Here is a 14,277-nt window from a genome sequence, read left to right on the forward strand (position 1 = left end):
GTTAGCCCTACTGCCGTAAGGGCTAACGGGTGGGTGGCAGAGGTGGCACTGGACAGGCGTAATACTACGTAATACTATGGGACGGGATTTTCCCGTCCCATACGATGCCGCTTCGCGCCATCGTCGTGCCTGTCCAGTGCCACACATGTACACATGCCAGCCTGGTATCACGGCATAAAAATGAACCCCACGGGAGTGAATCGCGTGAGGTTCTGATTTCGACAAGATAGTAATATCAAAACGAGCAGTTAACTATTACCCGTACATGACACCGAGGCTACTACTATGACCAAGCCTATAAGACACCCCGAGAGCGGTGTATACATGACACTCGAAGCCTTGGCGAGAGAGAGCAACTAAGCATCAGCGCCATACGCAAGGCACTCAGAGAGCATCGGATAGAGGGCATCAAGGATAGTGAGGGCAGGTGGCTGATACCCACGGATTCACCACTCGCGCATACATGGCTCACAGGAGAGACACCAGACGCACTACAACAGCGCATAGCAGCCATAGAAAAACGACTCGAAAGACTCGAAGCCAGCAATGAATCTTGAACGATACTACACACCCGAAAATGTTGCATCGAGGTTGGTGGCTCTCGTGGAACCCGAAAAATATTCTTGCATCATCGAGCCAAGCGCCGGAGACGGTGCAATAGTCAAGGCACTACAAGCAAGTGGCTCACCACTACCACCCCTGTATGCATATGGCATCGCACCCGCAGCCGAAGGAATCACAGAGATGAACTGGATAGAGCCCAGAGATTCATTCGGCAATCCACGCAAGAGCATGTACATACCCGGAGCGCAAAAAGCGCAGCGGTGGCATCACACGTTAGTGATTGGCAATCCGCCATTTAGTAAGGCTGAAGCATTCATACGAGAGAGTGGCTTTGCTGATTGCATCGCCTTCATCCTCCCAAAATCCTTCATGAAATCCGGCCACGCAGAACGCATCATAGGCGAAAATCACCAGTAGAGGTAGAGGAAGTGCCCGAAACGGCACGCTACCGGCTCCCAAACGGCGGAACAGTGCGTGTGCCTACATGTTATGTGTGTCTTGCAGTGGCAAGCCACAGAACGGCATAAGGCACCCGCTATCAATGATGGAAACTTTACTTTCGTGAAAGACTCCGAGCGCGCGACTTTTGCCATCATCCGAGTGGGTGGCAAGGCCGGTACAGTGCTCACACTCGGTGAGGCCACGGCATATAGTCGGGAGACCCTGCAGTATATACATGGAGATATTGAGCCATTCTATGAGGCAGAGACCGCCATGCAGCACATGGCGGATATCAGCTCAGCACCGGTGCAAGGGTCATCAATCAACGCGAAATCAGAGAAATCATCGCCCGCTCAGAATCGATGCCAAGCATATGAATGGAAATCAGCGATCAAATGCACTACATGAGAACACCAAAAAGCAAAAAAGCGCTCTTGCGGGTGGAGACACGACAAAAGCATAAATCACGCTCAGAATCGCAATCAGCGGAGGAAAAACATTCCAACTCTGGAGGGTATGTGAAAATGGTGTGATAGAGTCGCCACATAAGGTCGCCAATGCAATATTGCTCAGAATCATTGCAATAGCGCCAATGATCTATAACTCGTATCCTCCGCTCTCAGGGTTTCGACTGAAAAGCCGGAACCCTTTTTCTTACGGAACAGGGCTATAGCATTCAGGTTCAGAACTCATCGTTGTGCAAAAGCTTGATATTACTATACAGAATGTCTGAAAAAGAAATCATCAATCCGAACCGCGTTATGCAGGATATCAGGACAAAGCAGTCTGAATAACTCACCATATGAACAGGAATTTTGTTAGATATCTCATATCCATTCTGCTGAATTACTGGAAAGTCTGCATTCAGCGCATGATACATTGAACACGCAGAGGACCATAGTCGCCGTGATTCCCATGTGCATGACCCTCTGCTGAGAGGGAAAAAACGAATGACATTGTTGCCTGACAACCGCTGGACTCGTGCCGTTGCGCCCGCGCTGTTACTCCACATTTCCATTGGAACCGTCTATTGCTGGAGCGTTTTCAAACAACTCATTGCCGACGAGTTGCACGCTTCACCAGGAGCCATCGAGTGGGGATTTTCACTCGCCATCTTCTTCCTAGGCATGTCTGCCGCATTTCTCGGCCCTATGGTTGAAAAGGACCTGAAAAAGTCTGCACTCATATCGACCATCTGCTTCGTAACCGGCTTTGCTGGAACCGGTGTAAGCATTGCCATTCATTTCACTCCCGGCATCTTCATCTTCTATGGCGCAGTCATGGGCGTAGGTCTGGGCATTGGCTATCTGACTCCAGTGAAGAACCTTATGCTCTGGTTCTCGAAGAGCAAAGGCCTTGCAACGGGCATAGCCGTCGCAGGATTCGGCCTGTCCAAAGCCATTGCCAGCCCACTCATGGAATATCTGATTGAGGGCGTGGGACTGGTCAACATGTTTTACATTCTTGCTGTCGTATACGCAGTCCTCATGCTGGCTGGATTTGCACTCATCAAACGTCCCGAAGGCTATGTTTATGCTGCGCCTCCAAAAGAATCACGCCGCGGCGCTCTGCTTCGCAAACCGTTGTTCTGGGGAATCTGGATTGCCTTCTACCTCAATATCACCTGCGGTCTGGCTCTGATTTCCCAGGAAAAGGACATCCTCAAGGACATTCTTCATCAGCTGCCGCAGTATGCCAAGCTTTCACCTAACGCATTTTCGATTGCCATTGCGGGCATCATCGCAACGGTTCTGGCCGTCGACGCAATCTTCAACGCCGTTGGACGCCTCGGATTTGCAGCCCTGTCTGACCATATGAAACGTCGCGAATCAAGCTACAAGATCATCTTCATCATGTCCATTGCCGTATGCGGCTTGCAGCTTGTGACGCACAGCATTGACAACGCGCTGCTCTGGGTCGTTTTGGCCATGCTCTTCCTCGTCAATGCGGGATACGGCGGCGGTTTCTCAACACTCCCGGTGCTGCTCGAACAGCATTTCGGCATCAAAAGCGTATCGACAACCCACGGTCTGACCTTGAGTGCGTGGGCATTCGCTGGACTTTCCGGAAATCAGCTCGCATCCTTCGTCGTCACGCACGCTTCGGATCAGGCACACCGCTATGCAGCCGTAATCCCAGTGATCACCGTGCTCTATGCCGTCGCCTTGCTCGCCATCTGGCTCGTCTCGCGAGTAAAGCCGCAGATCGCCGTCGAAACGCTGTCGTAAACCCACGCCAGAAGGTGCAAGTCATACCTCAGTGGCTATGCTTACAACCATGATGGACTTGTCCTTTCTGGCGTTTTCAGCATTCACGCTGTTTGTCATTCATGAATTTGAAGAAATCATTCGTTGCAGACCTTGGATCCACAAGCACAAACCCGAGTCACGGTACGCGAATGACATGTGGATACGCAATCAACGTGCCTACCCTTCGACTGAAACCATCGCGGTGATGATTCTTGAAGAAATTGTATTGGCTGCTTCTATCCTGCTGATTTCAGCGAGCTTGAACTGCCCGGCACCCGTATTCGCCGTCACTCTTGGAAACTCCATACATCTTGCGGGACACATCGTTTCTGCCATCATTTCACGAGCATGGAACCCGGGAAGCGTGACTGCCGCTGTAACGCTCCCCCTCAATGTCGTAATTCTGATGCTCCTGATAACTGGGACAACCTCCAAAGGGACGAACACAGCCATAAGTTTCACCATCACATCGCTCGTCGTCTTCGTCGCTCTCGCCGCCAACCTTGCACTCCTGCATCGCATAGCGCCAAGAATCCATGCGCATATCCATGGAAGAGCATAGAGGTCACCAACCGCTGCAATGACTCAGGATTCGTCACCTAGATGAAGCGTGCCAGATCGGGTATAAGATCCTCGTCTATGTAGGGACGAACTATTTCAGGATTCAATTGGCTGTCGGGGAATACCTTGACACCGCTGGATGCAAGAAGCCTTGCCGTAACTCCCATACCCTTGATTCTTACTCCGGTAAAGGAACCGTCATAGATCGTATCGACACCGCAGGAGGGACTTCTATCCTTCAAGAACGCAACGGTGATGTTATTGCGCTTCACCATATTGAGAACGCGTCTGGCACCAATTCCGTAAGGTGCCGTAACATCCTTACCCGTCGATTCCAACACTCTTCGGAATGCGCGCGAATCCTCGCCTCGAACGATTTCAGCCGAGGGGCGTGGAATGCTGAAACCCCCGAGAATTTCTGGACATGCAGAGATTGCCTGCCCACGTTCGACCAACCATTGAGCAAGTTTGTTACGCGCATCCGAACCGTCATATCGGACAGCGAAACCCGCCAGGCAAGCGCTCACCAGAATCATTGCCCACCCCATTCATCGTTCGCTGCACACGATGAGCTCACAGCATGCCAAACACGTTGAGATTTCAAGCAACAACCGTCCAATCGTGAATCGTTTTCCCGTTATCATCCCGCAACACCAGCCAACTGTTCGTACCGCCAAAATACAGGAACAGACCAACCTCGTTCACGCTTTTCACGACGATATCTTCCGTGGTTACGAAATTCTTGAACTGCCCAGCATGCTCAAGTCGAAGTTGCTCAGAGAATCGCGCAGAGAATCCCAGCGAACCGTCCTTGTCTAAAGGTGGAACCGCTACCATGCTCGCACCTTTTCGAATAACCATGCGGTTTCTCGCCACCCACTGAACCGTGGCATGCACTCCCTCGTGGTTGATATGAAAATCAAGTGCACTCACCTCTTTCGACCAGCGATGACGTGCCTTCGCGTGCGATTTTGGCTTGCTGGCCGCAGCGGAATCAGCTTCAGGATGCTCTGCAGACGCACCAGCCTGTGCAGATGTTCCAGAAGCGGACACATCTGACTTCTCATGCAGCAACGCAGCCAAAAGCCTGAAACGAATCAGCACGGCAACGATGGTCTGTGCCAAACTCGATATGGTTACAGTTTCTGGAGTGCTCTCGAAGCGCGTGTCGTACAATCCAACATCTTCTGCATCGCGGCATCTGCCTGCATTTTCAAGAATCTGCGCGCGCAATAACGACGAGTCGAACTCCTTCGCCGCTTCAACCACAATCACCTGCTGAATGCCATGATCGAGAAAAGGCAGCTTGATCGTTGTCGAATCGGCATTGATCAGCAATTCGGAAAGCTGCGTTTGGCGAGTAATGCTTATGGTAAATTTCGGCTGTGCGCTCGTAATCACCGTAGCTGATGTGCTCATTTCAACGGATACATTCAGCATAATCACTTCCTTCCCAAACGTTTGGGACATCCCCTCATCACAAGGTAACACAAGAATGCTCGATTCCCGGCACTGAGCGGCACTGAGCGGCACTGGGCAGCACTGGGCAGCACTGCATCATGTTCGTAGATATTGCATTCTTGCATCTCCGCCGCACAATTCAAGAGGACAACAGATCAACTATCTGTCTGCTCGTTCCATATGAGGATTGGGCTCCTAATCCTGTTGCAGCATAGCCGGCAACATACACAGCTAATCGAGCGGAATCATACAAACTCAGGCCAGCAGTCAATCCAGCGAGGATTGCGCCCATGAAAGCATCTCCACAACCCGTAGTGTCGACAGCCTTGACCTCGACTGCTTTGAGAAACTTCCAGAAATGTCCACAGTTCTCGTCAAAGCCATTGATGTCGAGCACATATGCGCCCTGTGAACCAAGGGTGACCACAGCCTGATTGCACCCCAACGAGTGCAATCGCTGCGTAACAACATCCCAGTCAAGTTCAGCCCAATCATCACCAGGTGGTGGAGAGAGGTGCAACATATGCGATATTTCATGTTCGTTGACCAGCAGAATATCAATATTGGCAATGATTTCAGCTGGAAGTTCCTGACGAAATGGCGAATTGTTCAGCAGAACCTTTACTCCTGATTGGTGAGCGATGCTTGCCGCCTCGATAACGGAATCCATTGGTGATTCAAAACATACTCCAAGAACTGCCGCCCCCTGTATGGTTCCCCGTACACTTCTCACATAATCTGGAGTGACCTTGGCATTGGATCCAGCGGAATATACGATTGTATTCTCAGCATGAGCGTCGACCGTAATGACAGTCGTTCCGCTTTTTCCTTCCATTCGTGCAATGGAACCCATCGAGACACCTGCTTTTGCAAGCGTGGAGAAGAGAAAGTCTGCATTCTCATCTGTTCCCAAGGCTCCGAGCAGCTTCACCTGCGCTCCGATACGTGCAGCTGCACTCGCTTGGTTTGCTGATTTTCCACCAGCAAGAATCTGCAATGGTCCACCGAAGACCGTTTCACCTGGCCGTGGCAGGGTCTCTGTTTCAACGGTATAATCGGCATTCATCGAGCCTAATACCGCAATGGTGCGAGAGCTTGATGAGATCTTTTCAAAAGCCTTGCGAATGTCAAAAGTTTCATTCATGACGTTCTCTTTCTTAGGAACTTCGTCGTGCAGCACTCAAAGATTGAGGAACGGTTGGCACGCTCGCAGATGTCGTTCCTGACCGTTCCTCAATATCGCTGACTTTTTACTGACTTTTCAATGGGTACTGGTTACGCGCCAATCACCACATGTATTGCTTGACATTATCTTTTTTTACCAGGTATATAGGCGAATCAATGGTTTTCTTGACTGTCTTCTTATTGAAGTGATCATACATGGCTTGCAAAGCCATTTCGCCAATTTTTCCTGGTTGCTGTGCAATCGTTGCAGTGATCGTTCCCTGCTCAATGGCAGTATGCGTCTCCGATTCACCATCGATACCGAAGATGCCGATCTTGCCGCCAGCTGCCTGAACCGCCTTCACAGCGCCCAGTGCCATCTCGTCATTCTGCGCAAAGATTGCCTGAACTCCGCTATTGGACTGCAACATATTCTGAGTGGTATTCAACGCTGTCGTACGATCGAAATTCGCTGATTGGCTCGAAAGAATATCAAGGCCCAGCTTCTTCGCCTCGGCGTTGAAGCCATTGCCTCGATCAATGGTTGAAGATGATCCCGGCGTTCCGGACAACTCGATGATCTTCGCACCCTTGCCATATGCACCAAGAATTGCTTCTGCTGCCATCTGCCCTGCCTAGATATTATTGGATGCAACGGTGCTCAGCACAGTTCCTCCATTTGAACCGCGATCCATGGCAATAACTGGGATCCCGGCAGTGTTTGCACTCTTTATCGCTGGAACAATCGAGTCTGAATCAACTGGATTGACGAGGATGCCGTCGACTTTCTGACTCACAAAGTTCTGAATGTCATTCAACTGAGTTGAACTGTCATTCTGTGCGTCAGCAATGATAACCTTCGTTCCATCCTTCTTGGCCATTGCTTTGATCGCTTGATCCATGGCAACAAAATAAGGGTTATTGGTCGTTGAAATTGCAACGCCGATTGTCAACTCCGAAGGGCTCTTCTTCTCAACGTTCCCCTGAGCTCCGTTCGAGCTGCCGAGTCCAGTCCCAGCGCATGCACTCAGACCGACCGCCATGCTGATACCAACACCTACGGCTACAATTTTCGAAGCCAGGTGAGCCACGTGATTCTTCATAATGTTCTCCACTTCTTGTTCGCTAGTAATATGAAAATCTTCTGTGTCTTCATATTGAGAGTTGCGTTACATGTATTGCTTCTTGCTTTATTTCCGTTCTTAGGAAGCTTTACGACTGCAGAGATCGCTTGTTCCTGATTACATCTACGAGTACTGCGACGATGATTACGGCACCTTCGACGACTTGCTGCCAGAAGGTGGAAACTCCGATGATGTTCAGGCCATTGTTCAAAACACCGATGATCAGCGCGCCAATGATGGTTCCTGACATTCTTCCCTTCCCACCCATCAGGCTTGTGCCGCCAAGCACTACAGCGGCAATAGCAAACATTTCATAGCCACTGCCTGCCTGCGGCGTCGCTGAAGAAAGCCGAGACGTGATGACAAGACCCGCTATTGCAGACATCAGACCTGAGATGGTATAGATTGTCACCTTTACCCTATTCGACTGAACACCAGCGATGTATGCAGCTTTCTCGTTGCCTCCCAGTGCATAGACCGACTTTCCGAATGCGGTCTTGTGCAAAAGAATGTAGAGAATCACGAAGGCGATGATCATTAGAATAACGGGGAACGGGATCCCAAACAGATATCCCTGTCCAATGTATGCCAGGAAGAAGCCGTCCATGCCTTTGGTGACGGGATTGCCATTGGTAAAGACAAGCGTCAACCCTCGATAGATCATCTGTGTTGCTAGGGTGACGATGAACGGTGCCATCTTTCCATAAGCAATGAAGAAGCCATTGATTGCGCCGAGTCCGGCACCAATCACCACACACACCAATACTGCCAATGGCAGGGGCATTCCCGCACCAATCATTCCTGCAGATAATGCGCTCGAAAGTGCAAGAATGGCACCCACCGAAAGATCAATGCCACCGGTGAGAATCACGAATGTCATGCCAAAGGCGATGAAGCCGTTGGCCGTTACCTGAAGCAGTAGGTTAAGCAGATTGTTCGTGGTTAAGAAATTTGGATTCATGACCGTTATCAACACCATCAAGACCGCTAATGCCGCGAGTGTGGTAAGGCTGGTGAATCTATTCAAAAAGTTGGAAACTGTTTTCATCTTATTCTCCCAAAGTCGCGAGTTGCATTATCTTTTCCTGATTGGCATCGTTGCCTAAAACTTCACCGGCGATTCTGCCTTCATGCATTACGATTATTCGATCGCTGACTCCCAAGACCTCCGGAAGATCGGAAGAAACCATAATGATGGGAACGCCTTTGCCAGCCAGCTCATTCATCAGTTCATAGATTTCGCGTTTCGAACCAACGTCAACTCCTCGAGTCGGCTCATCCAGAATGAGCACTTTTGGCGAAATGCCGACCCATTTGGCCAAAACCACTTTTTGCTGGTTACCTCCTGAGAGATTTCCCACTATCTGCTCGGTGCCGGTCGAACGAATCGTCAAACGCTGTATCAAATCGCGTACGAAAGTCATCGCTACCTTCGTGTTGAAGAACAGATTCTTTACGAAATTACGAGTGCTTGGCAGAGTCACATTCTCTCGGATGCTGAAGTCAAGAATCAGACCCTCATCCTTGCGATTTTCAGTCAGAAAGCCGATGCCAAGCCTGATGGCATCAAGAGGCTTACGTATTCTGACTGGTTTACCGTGAAGTGTAATGACTCCTGATTTGGGCTTGTCGATCCCGAATACCGCTCTCATGACCTCGGTACGTCCAGAACCCATAAGACCCGAGAAGGCTAGGATTTCACCACTTTTAACGGAGAAAGAAATGTCGTGGAACTTATTCGTAGCGCTTTCAAGATGTGATACCTCGAAGACAACATCGCCTACAGGCGTATCTTTGTGTGGATAATAGTCCGTTATTTCCCTACCAACCATCTTCTTGACGAGTTCATTGACGTTGGTATCCTTAGTCGGTTTGGTATCAACGACTTTCCCGTCGCGCATCACAGTCACGGCATCAGAAATTTTGAAGATCTCCTCCATACGATGCGAAATGTAGATGATGCCAACACCACGTTTTTTCAGATGCTGGATTACTTCGAAAAGCTTGCTGGTCTCACGCTCCGTCAGCGCCGAGGTGGGTTCGTCCATGATTAATATCTGCAAGTTGGAAAGGAAGCTTTTGGCGATTTCAATCATCTGCTGCTGGCCAACTGACAATGTTCCGATCTCGACGTCCAGTGGAATGTTGACACCAAGTTCGTTGAAAGCAGCCCGAGATTGCTTGCGCATCTCCTTGTTGTTCAACAGACCGTTCTTGTTGATCTCTCTACCAAGGAAGAGATTCTCCATCACTGTTAGCTCTGGCCAAGAATTCATCTCTTGATGTATGAAACTGATGCCAAACAGCTCTGCCTCGCGTGGATTTTGGAAGGTTCTTTTCTCTCCATCTATGAGAATCGTTCCCCCACTTGCAGGGAAAAGCCCTGTGAGTATGTTCATCAATGTGGATTTTCCGGCACCATTTTCACCCATGAGTGCATGGACTTCGCCGGAGTTCACCGTAAGACTGACATCTTTGAGGACCTGATTAATTCCAAAGGCTTTTGAAATATTCTTGAGTTCGATTTTCATGACTAGCCTTTCTCAAACTTGAGTTCATTGCTGAAGTCAGATGGTGACACCGGATTGCAGAATAATATTCGAAAACGGCGTATCTTCACCCGTCCGTAGCACAGCCTTGCAATCCTTGGTCATCTGTTTCAACTCCTTGTGCGAGATAAAACCGATGCCCACTCCCTGTGGGAGCATCTCTTCGATTGCCTGCAACTGAACTGGATTCTGAGTCTTGATCTCTGCTGCAAGAAAAACCTGCTGAACCACTACATTCTCAAGATAGACCTGAAGAACATCAGTAAAGCTTGGCTCTCCACGTTTGAGAGAGATGTCTATCTTGCAAATCCCGTTCGGAACGGGCAATCCAAGATCGCCGATGCATACCAGATCTGTGTGACCTAGGTCATCAACCACTTTTGCCAATGCACTATTTAAAATACCTGTTTTCTTCACGACGACTCCATTGTCCGCTTAGAGTGTGATATATCGTTATATCACACATAGAAATGTATCGCCTTTTGGGTTGAATGTCAAATTCCAGGACCGCGGATTCTACCGGATACCCACTGATTCCCTATCAATGAATACCGTTGGGATCCTTAAATTGTCGAAGCTCTCCCCTTGCTGCTCGCCACGAAGTCGCTGTTCCATGAGCGAGAGCAATGTGGCAACACCATAGTTGCCCATCAGTTTTTGCTGTTGAGAAATCACAGAAATGCTAGGTGAAGCCAATTCAAAGATAGGGATATCGTCAAAGCTGACGATTGACACATCCTCACCGATGTTTAGACCGATGTGGTGAAAATAACGAATTGCTTCAAGTGCATCCGGAGAATAGCCGAATATGAAAGTGGTTACATGGCGCGATAGCAGATCTTTGATCGCCGACAATGCACTTACATGGCTTGCAACGATTGCATTGGGACTGCCCACCTGTGAACCTGCAACTTCGATGAATACTTGCTGACGTTCCAACAGATTTGGAGACTTGGACGTGGGGCCATGAACGAATCCTATCCGAGAATGCCCCTGGGATTTCACCTTTTCGATTGCAGCGGTGATTCCTGGTCTAGGATCTGCATCGATGATTGGAATTCGGCCACCGTCGGCCAATTCCTTGACCTTACGGTCCAAAATAACCAGTGGAAGACCGGAAGCGACGAATTTCTGCAGGCCATGAGAAGCAGTGCCCTGAGGTACAAGAATCGCACCATCTATTCTTTGGGTAAGAAGCGAATGCAGGAATTTATCCTGGCCTTCAAGGCTTTCAGATGAGGATCCAATCAAGCAGACATAACCACTAGCCAAAAACTCCCGTGTTATCAGAGAAATCAGATAGGCAAAATACGAATTGTTGATGTCAGGAACCAACACGCCCACAGTTTTGGTCGAACTTGATCGCATGGAGATAGCAGCTGAATTGGGAATGTAATCAAGTTTCTTTGCAGAGTCAAGCACACGCTGACGAGTGGCTGCCGAAATTCTACCTCGATTATTCAACACTTGCGAAACGGTAGGAACAGATACTCCAGCTTCCTGAGCCACATCCTTGATCGTGACGTAATTCATCACTTTCCTCAATCCGTATGTTCGCGGGCTTCAAGAGTCCGATGCCCACCAAAGACCAGTCGTGCGTCAAGCCTTTCCGTTCATAAACGGAATGCACGTAAGCTAGATTGTCTCACAGGTACAAATACCGTACCAGCCCCATGCACACGCCATTGTGCATCTGTCATGTGAAGACACCCCTTATGGGGAACAAGAAGCTGATAGTGGGGCACAAGTATCGTTATGACGAATATACAGAAGCAAAGGCATAGACGTTGGGAGCTTCACACTGTCCTTGGCATGCAACAATGCACGACATGTCAGAGTTAATCTGCATCCAACGCTCAGGTATTATGGTTGTCGTTGGGGTTTCAAGAGAATCCTGCTGCAGTGCACGACACAATCATGCGATGCATTGCATTTCCACACAGCACATACCATGCACAAGAAACAAGCAAAGGCCGGTCATGACTTCACCATCCACAGACTTCAGTGGAATTTGGCGTAAAAACAGTTACCTCTTTCTCTTCAGCCAGTTCATCACTGGCATCACCTCAATGATCGTGCAATATGCGATCATCTGGTATCTGACACAGAAGTCTGGCTCGGCAACGATTCTCAGCATCGCCACCATCCTCGCCATGCTGCCTATGGTTCTGGTGAGTCCGTTCATCGGGACCTTCGTAGACCGCTGGAACAAGAAGGCGCTACTGATCGTTCCCGATATGGTGGCTGCAGCGGTCGCAATCATGCTCTGCATTGTCGGAACCATCAACGAAACCTTCCCACTATGGCTGATTTTCGGATCATTGCTTATCCGCTCCATAGCCCAGGCCTTCCAGATGCCCACCGTGCAATCCATTCTGCCGACCATGGTGCCCCCTGAAGAGATAACCAAAGTGAACGGTCAGCTTGGCATGGTCCAATCGGGAACGCTGATCATTTCGCCAGCTCTCGGTGCCTTGCTCTATGCGGCAGTTCCCATCAACTATCTGCTGCTCGTGGATGTGCTCGGCGCAATGTTCAGCTTCGGTTCTCTGATGTTCGTGCATATCGTCTCAAATTCGGTCGAACCTGAGAGCAAGGCACATCCCTGGGCAGATATGGTATATGGACTCAAGCGTATCGGCACTGCTCCAGGCATGTGGTCGATTCTCGCCATGGCTGCCATATCGACGCTTACCTTCATGCCCGCGGCAAGCCTCTATCCGCTCATGACATTGGGATATTTCAAGGGAACCGTTTTCCAGGCAGGTGTCGTTGAGGTGCTGTGGTCCGCAGGTTCGCTTGCAGGAGGAGCACTCATCGGCATCTTTGGAAAGTGGAAGAACCGACTCCCCCTCATCATCGCTGGGCAGCTTGTGCTCGGCGTTGCCTTCATGGCATGTTCGATACTTCCCGTTTCCATGCCAGGATTCGTTCTCTTCGTTGGGTTTAACTTTATTGCAGGCCTGGCAACGGCCTTCCCGTCTACTCTTTCGATGACACTGATTCAACAGTCTTATCCTGCTGGCGAACTGGGAAGAATTTTTGGCGTATGTCTCTCCATCACCGGCGTTGCAGGTCCCATAGGCTTACTCTTCGTAGGGCCATTGGGTGATGCCATTGGGGTCCAATGGGTGTTCGCAATCTCTGGACTGGGTGCTGTGCTCTGTGGACTCTTCATCATTGCCGTGCCCTCTGCACGGCTCTATGACAAGCGTCTGCGAGATCGCATCGACCGTGGAGAAATTCCTGGGGTTTCTCTCACATCTGAACTCACCCCGAAAGAACTCTGAAAAGCTCTCCACAAACTCCTAGACTATACGCATGGGGACAATACAGAACATACAGCATATACAGCAGCACACAATGAAGAGTGCGGCAGGCAGATTCGTCAAGCTTGCGGCAGGAGCCTTGGCAGCGTTAGCCATGAGTTGGGGGCTGGCTGCCTGCGGATCAAGTAGCTCAGCCAGCACAAGCGCCAATAGCAGTAACACGAAGTCTTCCACGACATCAACATCTCCGTCAAGCAGCAACACATCGTCGTCATCTGCGACGAGCTCACCAAGCAGCTCCGACTCATCAAGCTCCTCGTCGGCTGCAACAACGCAAGGCAGCTGTGCGACAACGCAGTTAACCGCCAAGATTGGGCAAGGCGGTGGCGGTGGTGCGGGCAGCATGTATCCAACCATCGTGCTGACCAACACCGGCAGCACATGCAAGATGGGCGGTTACCCGGGCATATCCTTTGCAGCAGCAGGGAAGCAGATCGGCGCGGCTGCCGTACGAGAATCGGGAACTTCCAAGCTCCTTACCTTGCAGCAAGGGCAATCGGCATATGCACAGCTACAAATCACGCAAGCTGGCAATTTCTCCTCGTCATCGTGCAGTCCGACACATGCCGACCATGTCGTGGTGTATCCGCCCAATCAGAAGAATCCCATCACGGTTGCAACGAATGATTACACCGGCTGCGCAAACAGCGCCACGCCAATTATCCATGTCAAGCCCTTGCAGCTTGGAACTGGCCAATAAAGGTCAGCGAGCGCCTGCGCGACCAGACGCGCATACGCCGAAACTGCGTTTTCAGGATTCATTCAGCATGCAGACAGCATTATTGTAGGTAGAGACCAGAGAAATCCCACACCATGCGGGCATTGTGAGGTGTGG

Annotated in this window: 12 protein-coding genes and 1 pseudogene; 5 read left to right on the forward strand and 8 right to left on the reverse strand. The window is 50.1% G+C overall.

Annotated elements, in window-relative coordinates:
- The first annotated feature begins 546 nt into the window (after positions 1 to 546).
- The 3 genes from QN215_RS09020 to QN215_RS09030 all read left to right on the forward strand — a co-directional run bounded on the left by QN215_RS09020 (position 547) and on the right by QN215_RS09030 (position 3,816).
- Entirely contained in the window at positions 547 to 981 is a 435-nt protein-coding gene (locus QN215_RS09020) for a hypothetical protein (RefSeq protein WP_369343971.1), read from the forward strand.
- 974 nt (positions 982 to 1,955) lie between these two features.
- Entirely contained in the window at positions 1,956 to 3,233 is a 1,278-nt protein-coding gene (locus tag QN215_RS09025) for an OFA family MFS transporter (protein ID WP_369343972.1), read from the forward strand.
- Between the two features lie 49 nt (positions 3,234 to 3,282).
- The gene (locus tag QN215_RS09030; protein ID WP_369343973.1) at positions 3,283 to 3,816 is read left to right on the forward strand and encodes an HXXEE domain-containing protein; all 534 of its coding nucleotides are present in this window, start codon (positions 3,283 to 3,285) and stop codon (positions 3,814 to 3,816) included.
- Positions 3,817 to 3,853: 37 nt separating this feature from the next.
- On the opposite strand, the gene QN215_RS09035 is transcribed toward QN215_RS09030, so the two are convergent.
- From QN215_RS09035 to QN215_RS09070, 8 genes and pseudogenes are all read right to left on the reverse strand, one after another.
- On the reverse strand, positions 3,854 to 4,363 hold the full coding sequence (locus QN215_RS09035) for a DUF523 domain-containing protein (protein WP_369343974.1): 510 nt from the start codon (positions 4,361 to 4,363) through the stop codon (positions 3,854 to 3,856).
- Between the two features lie 52 nt (positions 4,364 to 4,415).
- Positions 4,416 to 5,255, reverse strand: coding sequence for a hypothetical protein (locus QN215_RS09040; protein WP_369343975.1), 840 nt, complete (start codon positions 5,253 to 5,255; stop codon positions 4,416 to 4,418).
- A 160-nt stretch (positions 5,256 to 5,415) separates the two neighbouring features.
- Positions 5,416 to 6,420, reverse strand: coding sequence for a ribokinase (locus QN215_RS09045; RefSeq protein ID WP_369343976.1), 1,005 nt, complete (start codon positions 6,418 to 6,420; stop codon positions 5,416 to 5,418).
- Between the two features lie 142 nt (positions 6,421 to 6,562).
- Positions 6,563 to 7,543 (reverse strand): annotated as a pseudogene (locus QN215_RS09050) (substrate-binding domain-containing protein).
- A gap of 109 nt (positions 7,544 to 7,652) precedes the next feature.
- A complete protein-coding gene (locus QN215_RS09055; protein ID WP_369343977.1) occupies positions 7,653 to 8,612 on the reverse strand; it encodes an ABC transporter permease in 960 nt (319 codons plus the stop codon).
- A gap of 1 nt (position 8,613) precedes the next feature.
- Positions 8,614 to 10,095 carry a sugar ABC transporter ATP-binding protein gene (locus QN215_RS09060; protein ID WP_369343978.1) on the reverse strand — a complete coding sequence of 494 codons (1,482 nt, stop codon included), beginning with the start codon at positions 10,093 to 10,095 and terminating at the stop codon, positions 8,614 to 8,616.
- A gap of 36 nt (positions 10,096 to 10,131) precedes the next feature.
- Positions 10,132 to 10,530: a D-ribose pyranase gene (gene rbsD / locus QN215_RS09065; RefSeq protein WP_369343979.1), complete on the reverse strand. Its 399-nt coding sequence runs from the start codon at positions 10,528 to 10,530 to the stop codon at positions 10,132 to 10,134.
- Between the two features lie 99 nt (positions 10,531 to 10,629).
- Complete coding sequence (locus QN215_RS09070) at positions 10,630 to 11,646, reverse strand: LacI family DNA-binding transcriptional regulator (protein WP_369343980.1); 1,017 nt, start codon at positions 11,644 to 11,646, stop codon at positions 10,630 to 10,632.
- Positions 11,647 to 12,092: 446 nt separating this feature from the next.
- Between QN215_RS09070 and QN215_RS09075 the strand changes: the two genes are divergently transcribed.
- Together QN215_RS09075 and QN215_RS09080 are read left to right on the forward strand one after the other, a co-directional pair.
- Positions 12,093 to 13,403, forward strand: a complete 1,311-nt coding sequence (locus QN215_RS09075) for an MFS transporter (protein ID WP_369343981.1) — start codon at positions 12,093 to 12,095, stop codon at positions 13,401 to 13,403.
- Positions 13,404 to 13,476: 73 nt separating this feature from the next.
- The gene (locus QN215_RS09080; protein WP_369343982.1) at positions 13,477 to 14,142 is read left to right on the forward strand and encodes a DUF4232 domain-containing protein; all 666 of its coding nucleotides are present in this window, start codon (positions 13,477 to 13,479) and stop codon (positions 14,140 to 14,142) included.
- The last annotated feature ends 135 nt before the right edge of the window (positions 14,143 to 14,277 follow it).

Source organism: Bifidobacterium sp. WK041_4_12 (genome assembly GCF_041080795.1).
GTDB lineage: Bacteria > Actinomycetota > Actinomycetes > Actinomycetales > Bifidobacteriaceae > Bombiscardovia > Bombiscardovia aquikefiricola.

What these genes read in the sequence shown, in the direction of transcription:
- QN215_RS09030 (WP_369343973.1), top strand. Translation starts at nt 3,283, where the DNA reads ATGATGGACTTGTCCTTTCTGGCGTTTTCAGCATTCACGCTGTTTGTC.
- QN215_RS09075 (WP_369343981.1), top strand. Translation starts at nt 12,093, where the DNA reads ATGACTTCACCATCCACAGACTTCAGTGGAATTTGGCGTAAAAACAGT.
- QN215_RS09070 (WP_369343980.1), bottom strand. Translation starts at nt 11,646, where the DNA reads ATGAATTACGTCACGATCAAGGATGTGGCTCAGGAAGCTGGAGTATCT.
- QN215_RS09080 (WP_369343982.1), top strand. Translation starts at nt 13,477, where the DNA reads ATGAAGAGTGCGGCAGGCAGATTCGTCAAGCTTGCGGCAGGAGCCTTG.
- QN215_RS09025 (WP_369343972.1), top strand. Translation starts at nt 1,956, where the DNA reads ATGACATTGTTGCCTGACAACCGCTGGACTCGTGCCGTTGCGCCCGCG.
- QN215_RS09035 (WP_369343974.1), bottom strand. Translation starts at nt 4,363, where the DNA reads ATGGGGTGGGCAATGATTCTGGTGAGCGCTTGCCTGGCGGGTTTCGCT.
- QN215_RS09045 (WP_369343976.1), bottom strand. Translation starts at nt 6,420, where the DNA reads ATGAATGAAACTTTTGACATTCGCAAGGCTTTTGAAAAGATCTCATCA.
- QN215_RS09060 (WP_369343978.1), bottom strand. Translation starts at nt 10,095, where the DNA reads ATGAAAATCGAACTCAAGAATATTTCAAAAGCCTTTGGAATTAATCAG.
- QN215_RS09020 (WP_369343971.1), top strand. Translation starts at nt 547, where the DNA reads ATGAATCTTGAACGATACTACACACCCGAAAATGTTGCATCGAGGTTG.
- QN215_RS09055 (WP_369343977.1), bottom strand. Translation starts at nt 8,612, where the DNA reads ATGAAAACAGTTTCCAACTTTTTGAATAGATTCACCAGCCTTACCACA.
- QN215_RS09040 (WP_369343975.1), bottom strand. Translation starts at nt 5,255, where the DNA reads ATGCTGAATGTATCCGTTGAAATGAGCACATCAGCTACGGTGATTACG.